This window comes from Erythrobacter litoralis (genome assembly GCF_001719165.1).
In the GTDB taxonomy this organism is placed as follows: domain Bacteria; phylum Pseudomonadota; class Alphaproteobacteria; order Sphingomonadales; family Sphingomonadaceae; genus Erythrobacter; species Erythrobacter litoralis.
The window spans coordinates 369,869-391,884 of sequence record NZ_CP017057.1 but is presented as its reverse complement, the minus strand read 5'-3'; the positions used below and the strand labels follow the sequence as shown (position 1 = coordinate 391,884).

Genomic DNA, 22,016 nt, shown 5'->3' with positions numbered 1-22,016 from the left:
TGTCCGGGCGCTGGGAAGCCACGATATGCATGCTCCTGCTGGCAGGGTCTTCGGGGCGCTGTTAAGCAAGGGTCCAGAGAAAGGCAAACGGCATGGCGAGCAGCGGCGCAACCACGACAATCCGCCCGGAAGAGGCTGAGCATTTCGCACGGCTTGCGCAGCGCTGGTGGGATGCGAAAGGCCCGATGGCATCGCTCCACGAAGTGAACCCGGTGCGGCTGCGCTTTATCCGCCAGTCGATCGACTCGCATTGGCCCGGCGCCACGGGCAGTGCAAAGCCGCTCGCGGGCAAGGCGGCGCTCGATATCGGCTGCGGCGCCGGCCTGGTGTGCGAACCCCTGGCGCGGCTCGGCGCGGACGTGACGGGCGTCGATGCGGCGGCGGAAAACGTCGCGGCGGCAAGCGCCCATTCGGAAGCGGGCGGGCTGGATATTCGCTACATGGCGGGCGAACTGGCGGCGCTCGACATCGGCACTTTCGATCTCGTTACCTGTCTGGAGGTTATCGAGCATGTAGCGGACAAGCGCGCCTTTCTGTTCGACGTTACGCAAAGGCTCGCACCCGAAGGCCTGCTGGTGCTCTCAACGCCCAACCGCACCGCGGCAAGCCGGGTGCTGCTGGTCGGCGCCGCCGAGGCCGTCGGTTATGTTCCCCGTGGAACACACCGATGGAGCGATTTCGTAACGCCGGAGGAAATACTCGACCTGCTGGAAGAAGTCGGGCTCGAGGTCACCGACCGCCGGGGGATAGCCTGGAGCGCAGCAAAGAGCCTGCACCTTTCGGACAACGAGGCGCTGAACTACATCCTCGCAGCGCGGCGAAAGACTTGATGCCTCAGCGCGAGCAGGCGGCCGAGCGGTCGCCCGCAGCGAGTGCGACGAGTTCGGCAGGGTTGTCGGTGAACACGCCGTCGACACCCGCCTTGACGAGTGCGTCCCACACTGCATCGTAGCAGCCGATAGTCGCCTCTCCGCCCTCACGCCGGGCAGCGACGGGCAGAAACACGTTCTCGCGCCGCAGCGTCCAGGGATGGACCTTCAGCCCCGCCGCATGGGCATCGGCGACGAGCGACGTGGCCGAGCCATCGGCGTTCAGGACATGGCCCATGAAGGGACCGATCCCATCGGCATAGGTCGCGACCTCGGCAAGGCCGGTCGGCGTCATGATCTCGCCCCAGCGCATGGTCGGCTCGTCATAGGGGCCGCCTTCGGAGGAGATCAGCAGGATGAGCGGCACGTCGATGAGCTTGTCGAGCCGTTGCAACGGACCGACTTCGAATATCTGGACGAAGACCGGGGCATCGGCGCTGTCGAGCCCGAACTGGCGCAATTCGCGAACCAGCAGGTCGACCGTATCGATGCCCTCCTGTTCGAGCAGCAGGGTGGGATGCTTGAGCTCGGGATAAAGGCCAACGGTCCGGCCGGTCTCTGCCTCTTTGGCGCGGACGAGCTGCACGATCTCGGCGAAGGTCGGTATCTGGTAGAGCCCGTTGAAGGCGGTGTTGGCGGCCCGAACGGTCGGCATCTGCTCCTTGACGCGCAGGGTGCGCAGTTCGGCGAGCGTGAAGTCCTCCGCGAACCAGCCGGTGACGCGCCGCCCCTCGATGTCCCTGGTTCGCCTGCGATCCTCGAACTCGCGGCGGCTGGCGACATCGGTCGTGTCGGAAAGCTCGGTCTCATGTCGCGCCACGAGGACGAGGTCCTTTGTCACGACGAGGTCGGGTTCGATATAGTCCGCGCCCTGGTCGATCGCACGCTCGTAAGCGGCGAGGGTGTGTTCGGGCCGTTCCCCGCTCGCGCCGCGATGGGCTATGATCAGGATATCCTCGGCGGGCGCTCCGTGAAGCGTCGGAGCGCCGAGAGCAAGCACGCCCAGCGCAAGCGTCAGGAAAGGCTTTGCGACCATTCGTCTTCCTTGAAACCGATGAGTATGCCGCCCGCATGTTCGACCACGGGACGCTTGATCATGCTGGGGTGCTGGACCAGCAAGGCTACGGCCTTGTGACTGTCCTGCGACAGAACCTTTTCCTCGTCCGAGAGCTTGCGGAAGGTCGTCCCGCGACGATTGACCACGGTGTCCACGCCTTTCGCCGCGATCCATTGCTCGAGTTTGGCCGGGTCGGCCCCTTCCTTTTTGAAATCGTGGAAGGTGTAATCGAGCCCCTCGGCGTCGAGCCATTTGCGCGCTTTCTTGACCGTATCGCAATTGGGGATGCCGTGAAGGTGGATCGTCATCGTGGTCTCCTCATCTCGAATGCGCATCGGCGATCGCCACCGCCAGCGCGTCGGCGGCATCCGCTCCGGCAATGGACGCCCCGGGCAGCAGGACCCTCAGCATCGCCTGCACCTGTTCCTTGTCCGCAGCGCCCGTTCCCACCAGCGCCTGTTTGACCCGCCGCGCCGCGTGTTCGCGTACCGCAAGCCCCGCAGCGCCACAGGCCGCAAGCACGGCGCCACGCGCCTGGGCGAGCTTGAGCGTGGATTGCGGGTTGCGATTGACGAACACCTCTTCGCACGCGGCGCGGTCCGGGGCGTGCGCCGCGATCACATCGACGAGCCCAGCCTGCAGGGCAGCAAGACGCTCGGCCATGGGCGCGGCGGTCGATGTCGGGATTTCGCCGTTCGCAACGTGCAAAAGCCGCGCGCCATCGCATCGGATGATACCCCAGCCGGTGCAGGAAAGCGATGGGTCGAGGCCGAGAATAATCACGCCGCGCCCGCGCTCATTCCAGACCGAATCTCAGGCCGACCCGCCACAGGAAGGCGGTCAGAAAAGCAGCACCGAGCGCCAGCGCAAGGAGCCATTCGAGGCGGCTCACGCCCCGAGCTTCTCCATCACCTCGTCCGGGATCTCGTAATTGCCCCATACGGTCTGGACGTCGTCATCGTCGTCGAGCGCATCGATCAGCTTCATCAGCGTACCGGCGTGGCCCTCGTCGAGCTGAACCGTGATGTTGGGCTTCCACGCGAGCTTCACGTTCTCCGCCTCGCCCAGCGCCTTTTCGAGGTCGCCCGCGACCTGGTGGAGGTCTTCGGCCGCGGTCCAGATCGTGTGCCCGTCCTCGCCGCTCTCGATGTCGAGCGCGCCCGCTTCCATCGCCGCTTCGAGCACCTTTTCTTCATCGCCGGCGCTCGCCGGATATTCGATCAGGCCGAGCCGTTCGAAGCCGTGCTGGACCGAACCTTCGGTGCCGAGATTGCCGCCGTTCTTGGCGAAGCAGGTGCGCACGTTGGTCGCGGTGCGGTTGCGGTTGTCGGTCAGCGCCTCGACGATGATCGCGCTGCCGCCCGGGCCGTAGCCTTCGTAGCGGACTTCCTCGTAATTGTCCTCGTCGCCTCCGCTCGCCTTGTCGATCGCCCGCTGGATGTTGTCCTTGGGCATGGACTGGGCCTTGGCGTTATTGATCGCTAGGCGCAGGCGCGGGTTCATGTCGGGATCGGGCGCGCCCATCTTCGCCGCCACCGTGATTTCGCGCGAAAGCTTTGAAAACAGGTTGGACCGTTTCTTGTCCTGCGCACCCTTGCGGTGCATGATGTTCTTGAATTTGGAATGGCCTGCCATGGGGACTCTTCGTCAGCGGGTGTTGAATAATGGGGGCCCATTAGCCGCATGACGGGTGAAATCACAAGTGGCCGCGCAGGCGCGGCGCTCGCGCCGAGCCTTCGCGGGCAATGGGCGCGGCTGTTCGAATTCCTGAAGCGCCCGGTCCTGCCCGAGAGACTTGCCAGCAGCGGCGTATCGGCGCGGCTCGTGCTGCGGCTCTACCTGCTCGACTTGCTGTTCATTCTCGCCTTCGGGGTCGCCATGATCCTCGCCGAAGCGGCCGGGATCGCGTTTCCCGAGAACCTCAATTCGACGCTCGAGCTCAACACGGGGACGATCCTGCTGTTCGTGGTCGTTGCCCCGGTGCTGGAGGAGATCGCCTTCCGCGGCTGGCTGTCGGGCCGTCCGGGGGCGATCATGCCGCTTCTTTCCGTCTTGGCGGGCTTCACGGCATTTCTTTTCGTGGCCCGGGACGGCTCGCTCCTGGGGCCGGGCTTCCTGATCCTCGGCGTGGTCGGGGCGGCGATCCTGTTCGCACGGCTGCGCCAAGCCCCGACTTTGCGCTTCTTCCGGAACAGTTTCCCGCTCTTCTTCTGGGCAAGCGCTGCAAGCTTCGCGCTGGTCCACCTCGTCAATTACGAGGAGGGCGCGCTCGTCATCCTGCTGCCTCTGCTGGTCCCACAATTCGTGCTGGGAACCATGGCGGGCTATGTGCGGGTGCAATGCGGGCTGATGTGGTCCATGCTTCTGCACGCGGCCCACAACGCCTTTGCGGTCGGCATGGCCCTGCTGGCGGTCGAGCTGGCGCCGGGCGGCTGACGGATCAGACCTTCACCGCCGTGCCGCTCGCGCTCACCATCAGCATCGAGCCGCTGTTGCCGATCACCTCGTAATCGAGATCGATCCCGACCACGGCATTCCCGCCGCGGCTGGCGGCCTCGGCCTGCAATTCGGCAATCGCCTCGTCGCGGGCCCGCTGGAGGATGCGTTCGTAGCTGCCCGAACGGCCGCCGACGATATCGCGGATATTGGCGAACATGTCGCGGAACAGGTTCGCGCCGACGATCACCTCGCCCACCACGATGCCGCAATAGTCCTGGATCGGCCTGCCCTCGATCATGGGGGTGGTGGTGACAATGACGCCGCTCGCGTCCTTCCATTCGCCTGGCATGAATTTCTCTCCCTGAAGCCGGTGCTGTGTTATTTGCACAATACAGCACCGGCGACAAGACCAAGTCAGGTCAGGTCAGGTCAACCGCTGACCACGCTCCCGCCATTGGGATGAAGCACCTGCCCGCTCATGTAGGAGGAATCCTCGCAGGCTAAGAACAGGAAGGCCGGGGCGACCTCGTTCGGTTCGCCCGGCCTGCCCATCGGGACGCCCGTGCCCCAGGTGTCCATCTCCTCCTCCGGCATACCCCCGCACGGGTTGAGCGGTGTCCAGATCGGCCCGGGCGCGACCGCGTTCACGCGGATGCCGTCATCCACGAGATTGCCGCTGAGCGACCGGGTGAAAGCGGTGATCGCGCCCTTGGTCGCGGAATAATCGAGCAGGATGGGGGCGCCCTGGTACATCGTGACGCTGCTGCAATTGACGATGGTCGCACCCTCCTTCAGATGCGGTCGCGCGGCCTGCGCGACGTAGAACATAGAGAAGATGTTCGACTGGAAAGTGCGCTGCAACTGCTCTGCGGTTATGTCGGTCACGTCATAATCGGGATGCTGCTCGCCCGCGATCTGGATCACGCTGTCGATCCTCCCAAAGCGGTCGATCGTCGCATCGACGAGTTTCTGCGCTTCACCCAGCGCGCCGAGATCGCCGGCGAGCGTCAGCACTTGCGAGCCCTCGGCCTCGCACAATTCCTTGGTCTTCGCGGCGTCGTCGTGCTCTTCGAGATACGAGATCGCGATGCTCGCCCCTTCGCGGGCAAACAGCACGGCCGTCGCGCGGCCGATGCCGCTGTCGCCGCCAGTGACGATCGCGACTTTGTCCTTCATGCGCCCCGAGCCCGGATAGCGCGGCTGCCATTCGGGTTTGCGCTCCAGCGCGCCCTCGTGGCCGGGAAGATCCGGCTCCTCGTCGATCGGTTCGATGAAGGCGGCCTGCTGCGAATTCGCCTTTTGCTGCGTCATGGTTGATCCTGCCTTTCCTTGCTCTTGCAGGATCAATGAGGCCCGAAGGCCGGCCGTTCCGCCTGGGCCGACCGGGCGGGGCCACCGAGCGACGACCCGCGCGAGGCGGCCCTGACGAACGATCAGCCCATGCCGAGCGCGGCCTTGTAGGTCTCGAGGATCGTTTCCTGCTCGGACCGGTCGTCGGGCTTCATCTTCCTCAGGCGGATGATCTGGCGCATGATCTTGGTGTCGTATCCGACCGCCTTCGCCTCGGCATAGACATCGCGGATGTCGTCCGCGATGCCCTTCTTTTCTTCCTCGAGGCGTTCGATGCGCTCGATCAGCAGGCGCAGGCGGTCGTCGGTGGCTTCGGCCATTGTCTCTTGGTCTCCGATTGGGTGAGAATCAGCTCGGCGCACCGGATAGGCAAAGCGGGGGAGGCGCAAAAGGCCGCTTTCCACAGGCTGACGAAAGCGGCGGGGATAATTCGCCTCAGCGGGTGTCCGGGGCATTGAGCGCAATCGAGCGCTGCATCGCCGCGATCTGCTCCGGGCTCGCCTCCTTCTGGCGGGTCGCCTTCCATTCCTCCACCGGCATGCCGTGGATGAGCTCGCGCGCCGCCCCCTTGTCGCCGCCAAATCCGGCGTCACGGATCCAGTCGGCGAGGCAATTGCGGCAAAAACCCGCAAGTCCCATCAATTCGATGTTCTGCGCATCATGACGATGCCGCAGGTGCCGCACCAGCCGGCGAAAGGCTGCCGCTGCCACGGCATCGTCGAGTTCGTCGAGCGGCTCGTGTCCATCACTCATCGTGGCTTTTCCTTGAGTTGCAAACTTGCTGTGCCATAGGCTCGCAGCCATGGCGAAACGCGATCATGCAAGGATCGACCCGCGCGGTCGCAAGGTCAAGATTCTGGCGACGATCGGCCCGGCAAGCCGCTCGCCCGAAATGCTGCGCCGCCTGTTCCGCGCCGGAGCCGATGCCTTTCGCCTCAACATGAGCCATGGCAGCCACGACGAGCACGCAGAGGCGATCCGCGCGATCCGCGCGCTGGAAAGGGAATTTGCCCGGCCGATCGCGATCCTCGCCGACCTGCAGGGCCCCAAACTGCGCGTGGGTACATTCGCGGACGGGGAAGCGGTGATCCGCCACGGCAGCCATTTCACGCTCGACCGTGACGAACGGCCTGGCGATGCGAGCCGCGTCTGCCTGCCTCATCCCGAACTGTTCGGAATCCTCGAGCGCGGACAGCGCCTGCTCATCAACGATGGCAAGATCCGCCTCATCGTGCGCGAGGCGGACGACGACCATATCCGCTGCTCGGCCGAGGTCGGCGGGGTCATCTCCGATCGCAAGGGGGTCAATGTGCCCGATGCCGAGGTCCCGATCCCGGCGCTCACCGAGAAGGACCGGCGCGACCTTGCCTTCGCGATGGAACACAATGCCGACTGGATCGCGCTTTCCTTCGTACAGCGGCCCGAAGACATCGCCGAAGCGCGAAAGCTGATGGGGCGCGAGGGCGCGCTGTGCGCCAAGATCGAGAAACCACAGGCGCTTGCGCGCCTGTCCGAGATCATCGAACTCGCCGACGGGATCATGGTCGCGCGCGGCGATCTCGGGGTCGAACTCGAACCGTTCGAAGTGCCGCCGCTGCAAAAGCGTATCGTCAATGCCAGTCGCGTCGCTGGCAAGCCTGTCATCGTCGCGACGCAGATGCTGGAATCGATGATCGAAAGCCCCATGCCGACCCGCGCCGAGGTCTCCGACGTGGCGAACGCGGTCTATGACGGCGCCGATGCGGTGATGCTGTCGGCCGAAAGCGCGGCGGGCGACTGGCCCGAGGAATCGGTCGCGATGATGGACCGTATCGCGGGACAGGTCGAACGCGACGAGGGTTACAAGGAACGCGTCCGCTTTCTCGAGACGATCCCCGACGAAACGACCTCCGACGCACTGGCCCACGCCTGCATGACGATCGCCGACACCGTTCCGATCAGCGCGATCACCGTGTTCACCTCTTCGGGCGCGACCGCAAGGCGCGTCGCGCGTGAACGCCCGGCGACGCCTATGCTGGTCCTCACCCCATCGATGCGGACCGCTCGCCGGCTCGGCCTGCTATGGGGCGCGCACGCAGTGGCGACCAAGGATATCGGCAGCTTCGAGGAAATGATCGGCAAGGGGCGCCGCATGGCGCTGCGTCACGGTTTCGGCACGGCGGGGAGCAAGATGATTGCCCTTGCCGGCGTTCCTTTCGGGACGCCCGGCGCGACCAACCTGCTCCATATCGTTACCTTGTCGGGCGACGAACTGAAAAAACATCCGGGCTGAACCCCCCTTTACCTCGTGGGCCCATCGTGCAAGTTTTGCACCAGGTCATGGAGTGGGGGAACGACATGAAACCGCATTTTGTTTGTATCGCCGCGCTGGCGCTTGCCCTTCCGGGTTGCGCCAATGTCGCCGTGAGCAGCGATGCTCAGGCAGTCTCGGATGATCGGCTCGAGCGCAACAAGCGGCTTGCTCGGGAATTCTACGAAAAGCTGTGGTTCAGCGACAACACCGATGCCTACTCCGATTATGTCGCCGACGAATATGTCGTTCACGATATCGGCGCGCGCAAGAACGTCACCGAACCCGCCATCGAGCAGAAGAAGGTCGCCGATCTCTTCCAGGGCTTCGGCGAATTGTCGGGCGAGATCGACTACCAGGTCGCCGAGGGCGACAAGGTGGCGACGCGGTGGTTCATCTCTCTCGACGCGAGCGACGAGGCAAAGGCCGCCGGCATGATGGACGTCGACCGAGTGCCGATCATCAACGTCTTTCGCTTCGACGAAGCGGGCAAGATAGTCGAGATCTGGAATCATCGCCACGATGTCGACCTGCCGCGTCCGCCGGGCCCGCCCCCGGAAGCCTGACCGGCGCGCGATTTCGCGATCCTATCGCCGCCACCGCGTCAGGGCGGCAGCGTCCGTCAGCCCTGCGCTGCCCGCGCGAGCCTTGCGCGCGCTTCGTCCTCGCCGATCAGGGGAAGCAGTTCGCCCATGTCAGGGCCATGGTCCATGCCGGTAAGAGCCTGGCGGAGCGGAAGGAAGAGCGCCCTGCCCTTGCGGCCCGTGCGTTCCTTGAGCGCGTCCGTCAGCCCGGCCCAGGGGTTTTCGGACCATTGCAGCACCTGAGCGGCTTCGCCGAGATAGGCCCGGTCCTCCGGCGTGAAATCCGGTTGCGCGATGGGGCCGGTAACGAGGCCCCACCATTCCTGAGCCTCGGCTACGGTATGCACGTTCGGGCGAATCGCTAGCCAGCCGGCTTCGTCCATTCCGTGGGGAAGACGCGGGCGCACAGCTTCGAAAGGCATGTGGTGGACGATTGCGGTGTTGATCCGTTCGAGTTCGGCGTCTTCGAATTTCGCCGGGGCGCGGCCGAAAGTCGAAAGTTCGAACGTCTCGAGCAGCGCTCCGCGATCGGCGATCGGTTCCACGGGGAGCGAGGTGCCTAGCCGGGCAAGCAAAGCGACCAGCGCCTCGGGCTCGATACCGCGCTCGCGAAACGTGTCGCAGCCCAGCGAACCGAGCCGCTTGGAAAGCTTGCCCTCCTTGCCGATGAGGAGCGCCTCGTGCGCGAAGGCCGGCACGGGCCCCGTTCCGTCATGCTGCGCAGCAAACTGCGCAGCATGAAGTGCGGTAAACATCTGAATCTGAACGGCAGTGTTGGAGACATGATCTTCGCCGCGCAGCACCTGCGACACCCCCATGTCGATATCGTCGACCGCGCTCGGCAGCATGTAGAGCCATGATCCGTCCGCCCGGCGGATGACCGGATCGGAAAGCTGCGCCGGATCGAATTTCTGAGTTCCGCGGATGCCGTCTTCCCACGTGATCGCTTCGCCGTGATCGAGCCGGAAGCGCCAGTGCGGGGCGATGCCTTCCGCCTCCTTTGCAGCGCGTTCGTCATCGGTGAGTTCAAGCGCTGCGCGGTCGTAGATCGGGGGCAGGCCGCGCCCGAGCTGGATCTTGCGCTTGAGTTCTAGTTCCTGCGCCGTCTCATAGGCCGGATAGATTCGGCCGGCGGCGCGCAGAGCAGCGAATGCCGCGTCATATCGTTCAAGCCGCTCCGACTGCCGCTCCTCTGCGTCCCATGCGAGCCCGAGCCATTCGAGATCCTCACGGATCGCGTCGACGAATTCCTCCCGGCTGCGCTCGGCATCGGTGTCGTCGATCCGCAGGATGAAGCGGCCGCCTGCCTTTCGGGCGAGCATCCAGTTATGCAGTGCTGTGCGGATATTTCCGACATGCAGGCGCCCGGTGGGCGAAGGGGCGAAACGCGTTGTGGTCATGCCGCTCGCGGTAGCCAGAGCCGAGGCGCCCGGCAAGCGCTTGCGCGCGCCCGCTTCGGCTCTCAGGCGGCCCGCATTTCCGCCGTCAGGAGAGCGAGCGCGCCGTCCCAGAGCCGCTCGATCCGGTCGGGTCGCACGAGGCCCGCTATGCTTGCCTCGAAATCGGCGCGACTGCCACAGGCTGCCGCGTCGAGCATGGCGCCGATCGTCGCCTCGTCATGGGTCAGGTGGCAGCAGCAGAAGCGCGATACGTGGACGTTTTCAGGCCAGCATGATGCGATGGCCTGGGACAGGAAGAGTGCCTTGGCGGCGATCTCGACCCCGCCCAGACGCAAGGTGAGTTCAGGGACCGGATCTCGCGATACCCGTTCATGGGCCGCGATCAGTCGGAGAGAGTAGATGAAGCGCGCTGCTAAGGGCCCCTGCGCCTCGAGCCGGGACGGCTTCGCGAGTTCTGCGACGAGGGAGCGAGTACGGGAGCCTGGCGTGCGGTGCTGGTTCATGATTCTCTCTCTGTGGCTTCGACCTCACTCTAGTCGCACTGTTGCGAGTGATTTGCAATCTCAAAGATTCGAAGCTTTCGGTTCATCCAAGAAAAACCCCGCCGGAAGCGCAAGGCCTCCGGCGGGGTCGTTCATTCGGGGCGAAGCGCTGATCCCAGCCGCCTGCCGCGGATATTACTCTTCCGTGGAAGCCTCCGCATTGCCGCCGCCCATCGCGGCCTTCATCGCTTCCTCGGAGGGAACCGCATCGGCCTCGGGCTCTTGCTCGACCGCATTGGCCGCGGCGAGCGCTTCCTGCTGCTTCTTCCATTGCGCCTTGAGCGCGGCATCGCGGCTGGATGCGGTGACGCGCATCCGGTTCATCGCCGCGCCGGTGCCGGCGGGGATGAGACGGCCCACGATCACGTTCTCCTTGAGCCCGATCAGCGTGTCCTTCTTGCCCTCGACCGAAGCCTGGGTAAGCACGCGGGTCGTCTCCTGGAAGGAGGCCGCCGAGATGAAGCTGCGGGTCTGCAGCGACGCTTTGGTGATGCCGAGCAGGACCGGCTTGCCTTCTGCGGGCTGCTTGCCCTTGGGAAGCCTGCCGTTGATCTCGAGCATCTCGGCAAGGTCGACCTGTTCGCCCGGCAGCAGTGTCGTGTCGCCGCCGTCGGTGATCTCGACCTTCTGCAGCATCTGGCGAACGATCACCTCGATGTGCTTGTCGTTGATCTTCACACCCTGCAGTCGATAGACCTCCTGGATCTCGTTGACGAGATATTCGGCCAGCGCCTCGACGCCGAGCACTTCCAGGATGTCATGCGGGTTGGGCGAACCGGAAATCAAGGTATCCCCCTTCTTCACGAAGTCGCCTTCCTGCACGTCGATCACCTTGGTCTTGGGGATCAGGTATTCCACCGGATCGCCCTCTTCCGGGATGATCGCGATCTTGCGCTTGGCCTTGTATTCGCGGACGAATTCGATCTTGCCCGAAATCTTGGCGATGATCGCGTTGTCCTTGGGCAGGCGCGCCTCGAACAGCTCAGCCACCCGCGGCAGACCGCCGGTGATGTCGCGCGTCTTGGCAGCCTCGCGGCTCGCACGGGCGAGGATGTCGCCCGCCTCGACCGTCTGGCCGTCCTCGACCGAAAGCGTCGTGCCCGGGGCCAGCATGTAACGCTGCGCCTCGGTCTCGCCATCGTCGGTCTGGCCTTCGCCGAGCAGGGTCAGGCGCGGGCGAAGATCTTCCTTCTTCTTGCGTCCGGTCGCCCGGTTCTCTGTGACCACGCGCTGGGCGATGCCGGTCGCGTCGTCGGTCTGCTCCTCGAGCGTCGTCCCCTCGATCAGGTCCTTGTAATGGACCACGCCCGAATATTCGGTGATGATCGGCAGGGTGAACGGGTCCCACTCGGCCAGACGGTCGCCCACCTTGACCTTTTCGCCATGCTTGAAGTGCAGCACGGTCCCGTAAGGCACCTTGTGCATTTCACGCTCGCGCCCTTCGGCGTCGATCACGGCGATCTCGCCATTACGTGCAAGGCTGAGGATGCGACCCTTCTTGTCGGTGATGGTCGGCATGTCGCGCAGTTCGATGCGGCCGTCCGAGATCGCCTCGAGATGGCTCGTCTCGTTGAGCTGCGCCGCGCCGCCGATGTGGAAGGTCCGCATGGTCAGCTGCGTGCCCGGTTCGCCGATCGACTGCGCCGCGATCACGCCTACCGCTTCGCCGATATTGACCGGCGTGCCGCGGGCAAGGTCGCGCCCGTAACAGGTCGCGCACACGCCCTGCTCCGCTTCGCAGACCAGCGGCGAACGGATCTTGGCCGACTGCACTTCGGCGGCCTCGATGTCCTTGACCATCGGCTCGTCGATGAGCGTGCCGGCCTTGACGATCACTTCGCCGGTGGCGGCGTTGAGGATGTCCTCTGCGACGGTGCGGCCGAGGATGCGCTCGCCGAGCGAGGCGATCACGCTGCCGCCCTGGACGATCGCGCGCATCTCGAGCGCGTTCTCGGTCTTGCAGTCGGTCTCCACGATCGTGCAGTCCTGCGACACGTCAACGAGGCGGCGGGTCAGGTAGCCCGAGTTCGCCGTCTTGAGCGCCGTGTCCGCAAGACCCTTGCGGGCACCGTGGGTCGAGTTGAAGTATTCAAGGACGTTGAGACCTTCCTTGAAGTTCGAGATGATCGGGTTCTCGATGATCTCGCCCGACGGCTTGGCCATGAGGCCGCGCATCCCGGCGAGCTGCTTCATCTGGGCGGGCGAACCGCGCGCGCCCGAGTGGCTCATCATGTAGATCGAATTGATCTCGGCCTCGCGCCCGTCCTCGTCGATCGGCTGGGCCTTGATCCGCGCCATCATTGCCTCTGCCACCTGGTCGCCGCAGCGGCTCCAGGCGTCGATCACCTTGTTGTATTTTTCCTGCTGGGTGATGAGGCCGTCCTGGTACTGCTGTTCGTAGCCCGCGACGAGATCCTTGGTCTCCTCGACCAGCTTCACCTTCGCTTCGGGGATGATCATGTCGTCCTTGCCGAAGCTGATCCCCGCCTTGAACGCGTGGCGGAAGCCAAGGCTCATGATCGCGTCGGCGAACAGCACCGTGTCCTTCTGGCCGGTGTGACGATAGACTTGGTCGATCACGTCACCGATCTCGCGCTTGGTCAGCAGCCGGTTGATGATGTCGAAGGGAACCTTGTAGTTCTTCGGCAGGCATTCGCCGATCAGCATCCGGCCGGGGGTCGTGACGAAACGCTTCATCACCACGTTGCCGTTCTCGTCAGCCTGCGGCACGCGGGCGAGGATACGGGTGTGCAGCGTCACCGACTTGACCTCGAGCGCCTGGTGCACTTCGGCCATGTCAGAGAAGCGCGGCAGCTTCTCTATCTTCGACCCGTCCTCTTCCTCGATGAATTCGGGCGTCTTCTCCTGCCGTTCCATCGACAGGTAATAGAGCCCCAGCACCATGTCCTGCGAGGGCACGATGATAGGCTTGCCATTGGCGGGCGAGAGGATGTTGTTGGTGCTCATCATGAGTACGCGCGCCTCGAGCTGGGCCTCCAGCGAAAGCGGCACGTGGACCGCCATCTGGTCGCCGTCGAAGTCCGCATTGAACGCCGAGCAGACGAGCGGGTGAAGCTGGATCGCCTTACCCTCGATCAGCACGGGTTCGAACGCCTGGATGCCGAGGCGGTGGAGCGTCGGCGCGCGGTTCAGGAGCACGGGGTGTTCGCGGATCACCTCGTCGAGGATGTCCCAGACTTCCTTGCGCTCCTTCTCGACCCACTTCTTCGCCTGCTTGAGGGTCATCGACAGACCCTTGGCATCAAGGCGGGCGTAGATGAACGGCTTGAACAGTTCGAGCGCCATCTTCTTGGGCAGGCCGCACTGGTGCAGCTTGAGTTCCGGCCCGGTAACGATGACCGAACGGCCCGAATAATCGACACGCTTGCCGAGCAGGTTCTGGCGGAACCGGCCCTGCTTGCCCTTGAGCATGTCGGACAGCGACTTGAGCGGACGCTTGTTGGCGCCGGTGATGACCCGGCCGCGGCGGCCGTTGTCGAACAGCGCGTCGACCGCTTCCTGCAGCATGCGCTTTTCGTTGCGCACGATGATGTCGGGCGCGCGCAGTTCGATCAGGCGCTTCAGGCGGTTGTTGCGGTTGATCACGCGGCGATAGAGATCATTGAGGTCCGAGGTCGCGAAACGGCCACCGTCGAGCGGGACGAGCGGGCGCAGTTCCGGCGGAATGACCGGGATCACTTCGAGGATCATCCATTCGGGACGGTTGCCCGATTCGATGAAGCTCTCGACGACCTTGAGCCGCTTGATGATCTTCTTAGGCTTGAGTGCCGACTTGGTTGTGGCGAGTTCTTCCAGAAGATCCTCGCGCTCCTGTTCAAGGTCGAGATCCATCAGCATGGTCTTGACCGCCTCGGCGCCGATATTGGCCGAGAAAGCGTCCTCGCCATATTCGTCCTGCGCCTCGAGCAGCTCGTCCTCGGTCAGAAGCTGGAACTTCTCAAGCGGGGTGAGGCCCGGCTCGACCACGACATAGCTTTCGAAATAGAGCACGCGCTCGAGCTGCTTCAACTGCATGTCGAGCAGCAGGCCGATGCGGCTCGGCAGCGACTTCAGGAACCAGATATGCGCGACCGGCGCGGCCAGTTCGATGTGGCCCATGCGCTCACGGCGGACCTTGGTGACGGTGACTTCGACGCCGCACTTTTCGCAGACGACGCCCTTGTATTTCATGCGCTTGTACTTGCCGCACAGGCACTCGTAGTCCTTCACCGGGCCGAAGATGCGCGCGCAGAACAACCCGTCACGCTCGGGCTTGAACGTGCGGTAGTTGATGGTTTCCGGCTTCTTGATCTCGCCGAACGACCAGCTGCGGATGCGCTCAGGCGAAGCGATGCCGATCTGGATCTGGTCGAAGGTTTCCGGCTTCGCGAGCTGGTTGGTGAATTTGGTCAGTTCATTCATGACTGTGTTCCCTTAAGGGATGAATTTTCGAGGGCGGGAAGGAGGGGCCGGCTGGCCCGCTCCCCTATTCCGCCGCCTCCAGCATATCGCCGTCGTCGTCGTCCTCGTCGGTCAGCGACTTGAGTTCGACATTGAGGCCTAGCGAGCGCATTTCCTTGACGAGCACGTTGAAGCTCTCGGGAATGCCAGCCTCGAAGGTGTCGTCGCCCTTGACGATCGCTTCGTAGACCTTGGTGCGGCCGACCACGTCGTCGGACTTCACCGTCAGCATTTCCTGCAGGGTGTAGGCAGCGCCGTAAGCCTGCAGCGCCCAGACCTCCATTTCGCCGAAACGCTGGCCGCCGAACTGCGCCTTCCCGCCCAACGGCTGCTGGGTGACGAGCGAATAGGGGCCGATCGAACGCGCGTGAATCTTGTCGTCGACGAGGTGGTGCAGCTTCAGCATGTAGATGATGCCGACGGTCACCTTCCGGTCGAACGCCTCGCCAGTGCGCCCGTCATAGAGCACCGACTGGCCCGAGCTGTCGATCCCCGCCTTGATCAGCATCTCCGACACGTCCGGTTCACGCGCGCCATCGAACACGGGGGTTCCCATCGGCACGCCCGCGGTCACGTTGCTTGCAAGTTCGACGATCTGTTCGACCGAACGGCTCTCGATATCCTCGACGTAAGAATCGCCATAGGCATCCTTGAGCCGGTCGATGACCGCCTGCGGAGGCTTGGCATTCGCGTAGTCTTCCTCGGCGTTCGGATTTTCCGTGCGCCACTTCTCGAGCTCATCCTTGACCCGCATGCCGAGCCCGCGCGCGGCGAATCCGAGATGCGTCTCGAAGATCTGGCCGACATTCATGCGCGAAGGCACGCCCAGCGGGTTCAGCACGAGGTCGACCGGCGTCCCGTCCTCGAGGAAGGGCATGTCCTCGACCGGCAGGATCCGGCTGATAACGCCCTTGTTCCCATGACGGCCGGCCATCTTGTCGCCCGGCTGCAGCTTGCGCTTCACCGCGACGAAGACCTTGACCATCTTGAGCACGCCGGGCGCGAGTTCATCACCGCGTTCGAGCTTTTCCTTGCGGTCCTCGAACTTGGCGTCGATCAGGCCGACGGCCTCGTCATATTGCGACTTCACCGCTTCGATCTGGGCCTGGCGATTGTCGTCCGCGACCGCGAACTTGAACCACTCGTGCTTCTCGACATCGTGCAGCACCTGCTCGCTGATCTCGATGCCCTTCTTCACGCCCTTCGGCGCTGCCGAAGCGGTCTGGCCGAGCAGCATGTCGCGCAGGCGGTTGTAGGTAGCGCGGTTGAGGATGTTGCGTTCGTCCGCGGCGTCCTTGCGCAGGCGCTCGATCTCCTCGTTCTGGATCGCGCGGGTACGGTCATCGATCTCGATGCCGTGACGGTTGAACACCCGGACCTCGACCACCGTGCCGGCCACGCCTGGCGGCAGGCGCAGCGAGGTGTCGCGCACGTCCGACGCCTTCTCGCCGAAGATCGCGCGCAGGAGCTTTTCCTCCGGCGTCATCGGGCTTTCGCCCTTGGGCGTGATCTTTCCGACGAGGATGTCGCCCGGATGCACTTCGGCTCCGATGTAGACGATGCCTGCCTCGTCGAGGTTGCGCAGCGCTTCCTCGCCGACGTTCGGAATGTCGCGGGTGATGTCCTCCGGCCCGAGCTTGGTATCGCGGGCCATGACCTCGAATTCCTCGATATGGATCGAGGTGAACACGTCGTCCTTCACGATGCGTTCGGAGATCAGGATCGAGTCCTCGTAGTTGTAGCCGTTCCAGGGCATGAACGCGACGAGGCTGTTCTTGCCCAGCGCCAGCTCGCCGAGATCGGTCGAAGGACCGTCGGCGATGATGTCGCCGGCCTCGATCGTCTCACCCACCTTCACCAGCGGACGCTGGTTGATGCAGGTGTTCTGGTTCGAACGCTGGAACTTCTGCAGGGTGTAGATGTCGACGCCCGACTGGCCGGGTTCGACATCGCCGATCGCGCGGATCACGATACGGGTCGCGTCGACCTGGTCGACGATCCCGCCGCGCTTCGCAGCGATCGCGGCCCCCGAATCGCGCGCCACGGTCTCTTCCATGCCCGTGCCGACCCACGGCGCCTCGGCCTTGACCAGCGGCACCGCCTGGCGCTGCATGTTCGAGCCCATCAGCGCGCGGTTGGCGTCATCGTTCTCGAGGAACGGGATGAGCGAAGCCGCGACCGAGACGAGCTGCTTGGGCGACACGTCCATCAGCGTCACTTGCTCGCGCGGGGCCATTAGGTTGTCGCCCGCATGGCGAGCGGAGACCAGCTCCTCGACGAAGCTGCCGTCGTCGTTCAGTTCGGCGGATGCCTGCGCGACCGTGTGCTTCTGCTCCTCCATCGCGGAGAGGTAGATGACCTCGCTCGTCACCTTGCCGCCCTCGACCTTGCGATAGGGCGTCTCGATGAAGCCGTACTTGTTGACCCGGCTGAAGCTCGCCAGCGAGTTGATGAGGCCGATGTTCGGGCCTTCCGGTGTCTCGATCGGACAGATGCGGCCGTAGTGCGTCGGGTGGACGTCGCGCACTTCGAAGCCCGCGCGCTCACGCGTGAGGCCGCCCGGACCGAGCGCGGAAACGCGGCGCTTATGGGTGACTTCGGAAAGCGGGTTGGTCTGGTCCATGAACTGCGAAAGCTGCGAGGAGCCGAAGAACTCGCGCACCGCTGCGACAGCGGGCTTAGCGTTGATAAGATCGTTCGGCATCACCGTGCTGACGTCGACCGAACTCATGCGCTCCTTGACGGCGCGTTCCATGCGCAGAAGGCCGACGCGGTACTGGTTTTCGAGCAGCTCGCCGACCGAACGCACACGGCGGTTGCCGAGGTTGTCGATGTCGTCGACTTCGCCCTTGCCGTCTTTGAGGCCGACCAGTTCCTTGACCACCGCAAGGATGTCTTCCTTGCGCAGGGTCGTGACCGTGTCCTCGGCATCGAGGCCGAGACGCATGTTGAGCTTGACGCGGCCCACGGCCGAGAGGTCATAGCGCTCGCCATCGAAGAACAGGCCTTCGAACAGGGCTTCGGCGGTTTCCTTGGTCGGCGGTTCGCCCGGGCGCATGACCTTGTAGATCGCCTCGAGGCCCTCTTCCCGGTTTTCGGCCTTGTCCGCCTTGAGCGTGTTGCGGATCCAGGGGCCGGTGTTGATTTCGTCGATGTCGAGCAGTTCGAGCCGGTCGATCCCGGCATTGTCGAGAGCCTCGACATGCTCGAGCGTCACCTCGTCGCCCGCCTCGATGTAGATGCGGCCTGTGGACTCGTCGATCATGTCGCGCGCGGCATAGCGGCTGACGACCTCTTCGGTCGGCAGGAGCAGTTCGCTCAGACCGTCCTTCGCCGCCTTGTTGGCAGCGCGAGGGCTGATCTTCTGGCCAGCGGCGAAGACTTCCTCGCCGGTCTTCGCATCGACAAGCGCGAAGGCGGGCTTCTGGTTGCGCCAGAGTTCGGGGTTGAAGGGAATCCTCCAGCCTTCCTTGGCCCGCTCCCAGACGACCGTGTCGTAGAAGTGGTGCAGGATGTCCTCGGCATCGAGGCCGAGCGCATAAAGGAGCGCGGTCACCGGCAGCTTGCGCTTGCGGTCGATGCGGACGTTCACGATGTCCTTGGCGTCGAATTCGAAATCGAGCCACGAGCCGCGATAGGGAATGACCCGCGCAGCGAACAGCAGCTTGCCCGAGGAATGGGTCTTGCCGCGGTCATGGTCGAACAGCACGCCGGGCGAACGGTGCATCTGCGAGACGATCACGCGCTCGGTGCCGTTGATGATGAAGGTGCCGTTCTCGGTCATGAGCGGCATGTCGCCCATGTAGACGTCCTGCTCCTTGATATCGAGCACGGAGCGGGTTTCGGTTTCCTGGTCCACTTCGAACACGATCAGACGCAGCGTCACCTTCATCGGGGCGGCATAGGTGATGCCGCGCTGCCGACATTCGGTCGTGTCGTACTTGGGCTCTTCGAGCTCGTAATGGACGAAATCGAGTTCGGCCGTTCCGGCGAAGTCGCGGATCGGGAACACGCTGCGCAGGGTCTTTTCAAGGCCGGAGACGTAGCCCACCGAAGGATCGGAGCGCAGGAAGAACTCGTAGCTCTCGCGCTGGACCTCGATCAGGTTGGGCATGTCGACGACTTCGTGAATGTCGCCGAAAATCTTTCGGATCCGCTTCTTCGCGGTGCCCTGCGCCTTGCGGGAGAGGTTTTTGCTCGTGGTAGGAGCCTTCGCCTTGGTTGCCATGAAGCTTATTGCCTTCCTGCCGTTGCGCGCGGGACAGAGTTGCCCGCACGCCAAATGGATATCGCTGCGTCACGCGAATCAGCAGCCATGAAGGACGAGAAAACGCCGCACACCATGAGGGCCCCTGCGGGACCGTCGGCTGCAGCACTTCGAAGCGTCGCGAATATGGCCGGGCGCCGCTTCCATTCCTGAACCGATTCCCGCGCATGAATCGGTTTCGCTCGAAGCTGGCGTGTAGGGTGGCGAAGTAGGTATGTGAGTGGCGGCTGTCAACGCCCGGATGTTCCGGGATCATCGAGGCGCGAAGTCGGCATGGCAGTGCGCCGAAAGATTCGACTAAAAGCGATCCACCTTTCGGTAGCGCCCTTTTTCGTCACGCTGGTAGGTCAGTCGACCGGTCGGAAGGGTCAGCCACGCCCGTATTCTACCGATAAGGACTTTGCTGTGGGCCAGGTCGGCGGCACGGTCTTCGTCCTGCTCGCGGAACGCCCATGCAAGAACGAGGCCGAGCGCCAGAGCCGAACCGATGAAAAGAGCGGCAAACAGGCCGACCCAAATCATTGAAGCCCAAGCAGGCGAGCCAGCAGGCCGGGCTTGTCCATGGGCTGGATCGGGCCGAATTTCCGTCGCCGCAATTCAGGGTCCTGGTGCGACCGGGGATGGGTCCAAGTATCCGACGAGGAAGATCGATAGGTAAGCTTTGCCATCAATTGCTCTCCACCAATGTGAGCGAATCGCGACCGCTTTTGTCCTGCGACGATGCCACCCGGCGCTCTTGCTGCCAACCTACGTTATCCACAACGACCCTAAAGCATCTAATGGCTTCGGGCACACGGGCCGGGCGAAGATCGGCACGCCTCGTTTAATTCGACCCCGGCCTCATTCGAGGAGCCCGACTACAAGGTCTGCGATCGCAAGACTTGACGTCAGCCCGGGCGATTCGATCCCGAACAGGTTCACCAGCCCCTCGACACCATGACGCCGGAGGCCGTCGATGCGAAAATCGGCGGCAGGCTCTGCCGGCCCCGAGATTTCGGTCTTCTTCCAGTGTAGTCAGGAACCAGCTGGCTCTCGTGGATGGCAGGCAGATAGGTGCGTATGGCACCACGAAGCCGGGCTTGAGGCTGTCGTCGAACGTGTCGTCGATGGCGTTGATCCATCGGATGTCCGGGCCGAACTTCGCTTGGCCGCCTAGGTCGAGAGTGAGGTGCACGCCAAAGTCCACCGGCGGCCGGGATCGGGTAGATCAGGCGGTCGCACGGCGCGCGCGCCAGCCCGAACCCCACATCTCGCTGCACGATATACCTCATATTGTTTATCAATATTATTGATTGACAATAAACCGGATCAGGACTAGCTCGGGTTTATTGAGGATCAATATGCCCCATCAAGGAGATCGATATATGGCTCAGCAGTTCTTCCGTCCGTTCGCCGCCTGCGCCGCTTTTGCGCTCGCGCTGGTGTCGATCAGTGCGATCACGTTTGTCCCTGAGACGGTCCCGCTCAGCGCTCAGTCGTCCGCAGCTTCGGCGATGCCGGAGCTCGCCTGAAAATCCTGACGCCCCGGACTAGGAGCCTCCGATGAAAGATAGACCCAACGACCTGCTGCTGCTCGCAGGTCAGATTCTCGCCGTCATAATGCAGATCTTCGTGACGATCGGCGCCGCCGCGCTGCTCATTGCCCTTCCCATCCTTCTCTTCGCCGGCGACTTGATTAATGCCGAGATCGCTAGCGAGTTCGGCGAGGCTGCGAGCGGCCTTCCCATGGTGCCGATTGTCGCCATGATCGCGATCGCGCTCGGCCTGCTGGCGATGCTTTTCGTCTTCCTTGGCAAGCTTCGCGCGATCATCGCCACCGTCGGAGAAGGCGACCCCTTCGCGCCCGAGAATGCAAGGAGGCTCAACCTCATGGCATGGCTGCTCCTGTCGATGCAGCTTCTAGCCCTCCCCGCTGCCGGCCTCGGCCTGCTGCTCGCGAAATGGGCCGACCAGTTCGAGGACCAGAGCATCACGATCGATGCCGGTTTCGACTTCACCGGGATCCTGATGGTGATCGTCCTGTTCATTCTGGCCCGCGTGTTCAAACATGGCGCCGCGATGCGCGAAGATCTCGAGGGGACCGTGTGATGCCGCCTGCAACCGACAGTGCCGAAGGAGGCGCGATCATGGTCAGGCTCGACGATCTGCTGCACGAACGTCGCATGACGCTGACCGAACTGGCCGAACGGGTCGGCCTGACGCTCGCCAATCTCTCGATCCTCAAGACGGGCAAGGCGAAGGCAATCCGTTTCTCGACCCTCGCCGCGATCTGCAGGGAACTCGATTGCCAGCCGGGCGATCTGCTCGCCTATGCGGGCTCGATCCGGGCGGGGGAGGACTAGACCTGCGGAACCGCGCCGCTGCCGGGTTCGTTGGGTGGGCAAGACATTCGGAAAAAGGGACTGCCTATGAAACCCCTTGCCGCCCCTGCCCTCCTCGCCTGTTCAACCGGCCTTGCCGCCTGTTCGCAGGAAACTGCCTCGGACGTGATCAGCGACCAGGCGGAGGCGACCTCGGAACATGCCGATCTTGCCGAAAGACGGGCGGCGGGGGCCCAGACGGAAGAGGAGGCGCAGGTCTTCGAAGAGCATTCCGACCGGCTCGATGCGCGGGCGCGCGAACTCGAGAAGGAAGCCGACCGCCTGGTCGAGTGATAGCTTGACAATCGCACCCCGCCAGCTAAAGGCCCGCATCGTCCGGCGGGTCTTTTCGCGTCGGGCATCCGTCCGAGACAGTTGGTGACCGGAATGTGCCGGT

The 22,016-nt window shown here is 63.9% G+C and carries 21 protein-coding genes; 9 read left to right on the top strand and 12 right to left on the bottom strand.

Annotation, left to right across the window (positions count from 1 at the left end; all coding sequences use genetic code 11):
* Nucleotides 1-92: 92 nt before the first annotated feature.
* A complete protein-coding gene (ubiG, locus tag Ga0102493_RS01845) occupies nt 93-830 on the top strand; it encodes a bifunctional 2-polyprenyl-6-hydroxyphenol methylase/3-demethylubiquinol 3-O-methyltransferase UbiG (RefSeq protein WP_034906616.1) in 738 nt (245 codons plus the stop codon).
* A gap of 4 nt (nt 831-834) precedes the next feature.
* Here ubiG and Ga0102493_RS01840 read toward each other — a convergent pair whose 3' ends face one another.
* The 4 genes from Ga0102493_RS01840 to Ga0102493_RS01825 form a co-directional block, all read right to left on the bottom strand.
* Nucleotides 835-1,905, bottom strand: a complete 1,071-nt coding sequence (locus tag Ga0102493_RS01840) for a glycerophosphodiester phosphodiesterase family protein (protein ID WP_034906612.1) — start codon at nt 1,903-1,905, stop codon at nt 835-837.
* Nucleotides 1,884-2,234, bottom strand: a complete 351-nt coding sequence (locus Ga0102493_RS01835) for an arsenate reductase (protein ID WP_034906609.1) — start codon at nt 2,232-2,234, stop codon at nt 1,884-1,886. The genes Ga0102493_RS01840 and Ga0102493_RS01835 overlap by 22 nt, the downstream gene beginning before the upstream one ends.
* Nucleotides 2,235-2,244: 10 nt before the next feature.
* Nucleotides 2,245-2,709: a crossover junction endodeoxyribonuclease RuvC gene (ruvC, locus tag Ga0102493_RS01830; protein ID WP_034906607.1), complete on the bottom strand. Its 465-nt coding sequence runs from the start codon at nt 2,707-2,709 to the stop codon at nt 2,245-2,247.
* A 105-nt stretch (nt 2,710-2,814) separates the two neighbouring features.
* A complete protein-coding gene (locus Ga0102493_RS01825; RefSeq protein ID WP_034906605.1) occupies nt 2,815-3,561 on the bottom strand; it encodes a YebC/PmpR family DNA-binding transcriptional regulator in 747 nt (248 codons plus the stop codon).
* A gap of 48 nt (nt 3,562-3,609) precedes the next feature.
* On the opposite strand from Ga0102493_RS01825, the gene Ga0102493_RS01820 reads away from it, so the two are divergent.
* Nucleotides 3,610-4,362, top strand: a complete 753-nt coding sequence (locus Ga0102493_RS01820) for a CPBP family glutamic-type intramembrane protease (protein ID WP_034906604.1) — start codon at nt 3,610-3,612, stop codon at nt 4,360-4,362.
* A 4-nt stretch (nt 4,363-4,366) separates the two neighbouring features.
* Here the strand turns inward: Ga0102493_RS01820 and Ga0102493_RS01815 are convergent, their stop codons facing one another.
* The 4 genes from Ga0102493_RS01815 to Ga0102493_RS01800 all read right to left on the bottom strand — a co-directional run bounded on the left by Ga0102493_RS01815 (nt 4,367) and on the right by Ga0102493_RS01800 (nt 6,468).
* Nucleotides 4,367-4,714, bottom strand: a complete 348-nt coding sequence (locus Ga0102493_RS01815) for a heavy metal-binding domain-containing protein (protein WP_034906603.1) — start codon at nt 4,712-4,714, stop codon at nt 4,367-4,369.
* Nucleotides 4,715-4,794: 80 nt separating this feature from the next.
* Nucleotides 4,795-5,676, bottom strand: a complete 882-nt coding sequence (locus tag Ga0102493_RS01810; RefSeq protein ID WP_081845792.1) for an SDR family oxidoreductase — start codon at nt 5,674-5,676, stop codon at nt 4,795-4,797.
* Nucleotides 5,677-5,798: 122 nt separating this feature from the next.
* Nucleotides 5,799-6,035 (bottom strand): DUF2312 domain-containing protein, encoded by a 237-nt coding sequence (locus tag Ga0102493_RS01805; RefSeq protein WP_034906602.1) that lies wholly within the window; start codon nt 6,033-6,035, stop codon nt 5,799-5,801.
* Between the two features lie 115 nt (nt 6,036-6,150).
* Nucleotides 6,151-6,468, bottom strand: coding sequence for a DUF1244 domain-containing protein (locus Ga0102493_RS01800; RefSeq protein WP_034906601.1), 318 nt, complete (start codon nt 6,466-6,468; stop codon nt 6,151-6,153).
* Nucleotides 6,469-6,517: 49 nt separating this feature from the next.
* Between Ga0102493_RS01800 and pyk the strand changes: the two genes are divergently transcribed.
* Nucleotides 6,518-7,987 carry a pyruvate kinase gene (gene pyk / locus Ga0102493_RS01795; protein WP_034906599.1) on the top strand — a complete coding sequence of 490 codons (1,470 nt, stop codon included), beginning with the start codon at nt 6,518-6,520 and terminating at the stop codon, nt 7,985-7,987.
* Nucleotides 7,988-8,052: 65 nt separating this feature from the next.
* On the top strand, nt 8,053-8,571 hold the full coding sequence (locus tag Ga0102493_RS01790; RefSeq protein ID WP_161490026.1) for a nuclear transport factor 2 family protein: 519 nt from the start codon (nt 8,053-8,055) through the stop codon (nt 8,569-8,571).
* A 56-nt stretch (nt 8,572-8,627) separates the two neighbouring features.
* On the opposite strand, the gene gltX is transcribed toward Ga0102493_RS01790, so the two are convergent.
* From gltX to rpoB, 4 genes are all read right to left on the bottom strand, one after another.
* Nucleotides 8,628-9,989 (bottom strand): glutamate--tRNA ligase, encoded by a 1,362-nt coding sequence (gene gltX, locus Ga0102493_RS01785; RefSeq protein ID WP_034906595.1) that lies wholly within the window; start codon nt 9,987-9,989, stop codon nt 8,628-8,630.
* Between the two features lie 62 nt (nt 9,990-10,051).
* Nucleotides 10,052-10,492 (bottom strand): hypothetical protein, encoded by a 441-nt coding sequence (locus Ga0102493_RS01780; protein ID WP_034906593.1) that lies wholly within the window; start codon nt 10,490-10,492, stop codon nt 10,052-10,054.
* A gap of 174 nt (nt 10,493-10,666) precedes the next feature.
* Nucleotides 10,667-14,953, bottom strand: coding sequence for a DNA-directed RNA polymerase subunit beta' (gene rpoC, locus Ga0102493_RS01775; RefSeq protein ID WP_034906590.1), 4,287 nt, complete (start codon nt 14,951-14,953; stop codon nt 10,667-10,669).
* Nucleotides 14,954-15,017: 64 nt separating this feature from the next.
* On the bottom strand, nt 15,018-19,220 hold the full coding sequence (gene rpoB, locus Ga0102493_RS01770) for a DNA-directed RNA polymerase subunit beta (protein ID WP_034906587.1): 4,203 nt from the start codon (nt 19,218-19,220) through the stop codon (nt 15,018-15,020).
* A gap of 312 nt (nt 19,221-19,532) precedes the next feature.
* On the opposite strand from rpoB, the gene Ga0102493_RS15855 reads away from it, so the two are divergent.
* The 5 genes from Ga0102493_RS15855 to Ga0102493_RS01750 all read left to right on the top strand — a co-directional run bounded on the left by Ga0102493_RS15855 (nt 19,533) and on the right by Ga0102493_RS01750 (nt 21,913).
* Complete coding sequence (locus Ga0102493_RS15855; RefSeq protein ID WP_150132390.1) at nt 19,533-19,784, top strand: hypothetical protein; 252 nt, start codon at nt 19,533-19,535, stop codon at nt 19,782-19,784.
* A gap of 839 nt (nt 19,785-20,623) precedes the next feature.
* The gene (locus Ga0102493_RS16085; RefSeq protein ID WP_161490025.1) at nt 20,624-20,770 is read left to right on the top strand and encodes a hypothetical protein; all 147 of its coding nucleotides are present in this window, start codon (nt 20,624-20,626) and stop codon (nt 20,768-20,770) included.
* A gap of 31 nt (nt 20,771-20,801) precedes the next feature.
* Nucleotides 20,802-21,347: a DUF2975 domain-containing protein gene (locus tag Ga0102493_RS01760; RefSeq protein WP_034906583.1), complete on the top strand. Its 546-nt coding sequence runs from the start codon at nt 20,802-20,804 to the stop codon at nt 21,345-21,347.
* Nucleotides 21,347-21,601, top strand: coding sequence for a helix-turn-helix domain-containing protein (locus tag Ga0102493_RS01755; RefSeq protein WP_034906580.1), 255 nt, complete (start codon nt 21,347-21,349; stop codon nt 21,599-21,601). The genes Ga0102493_RS01760 and Ga0102493_RS01755 overlap by 1 nt, the downstream gene beginning before the upstream one ends.
* A gap of 66 nt (nt 21,602-21,667) precedes the next feature.
* Nucleotides 21,668-21,913 carry a hypothetical protein gene (locus Ga0102493_RS01750; protein WP_034906578.1) on the top strand — a complete coding sequence of 82 codons (246 nt, stop codon included), beginning with the start codon at nt 21,668-21,670 and terminating at the stop codon, nt 21,911-21,913.
* Nucleotides 21,914-22,016 lie beyond the last annotated feature (103 nt).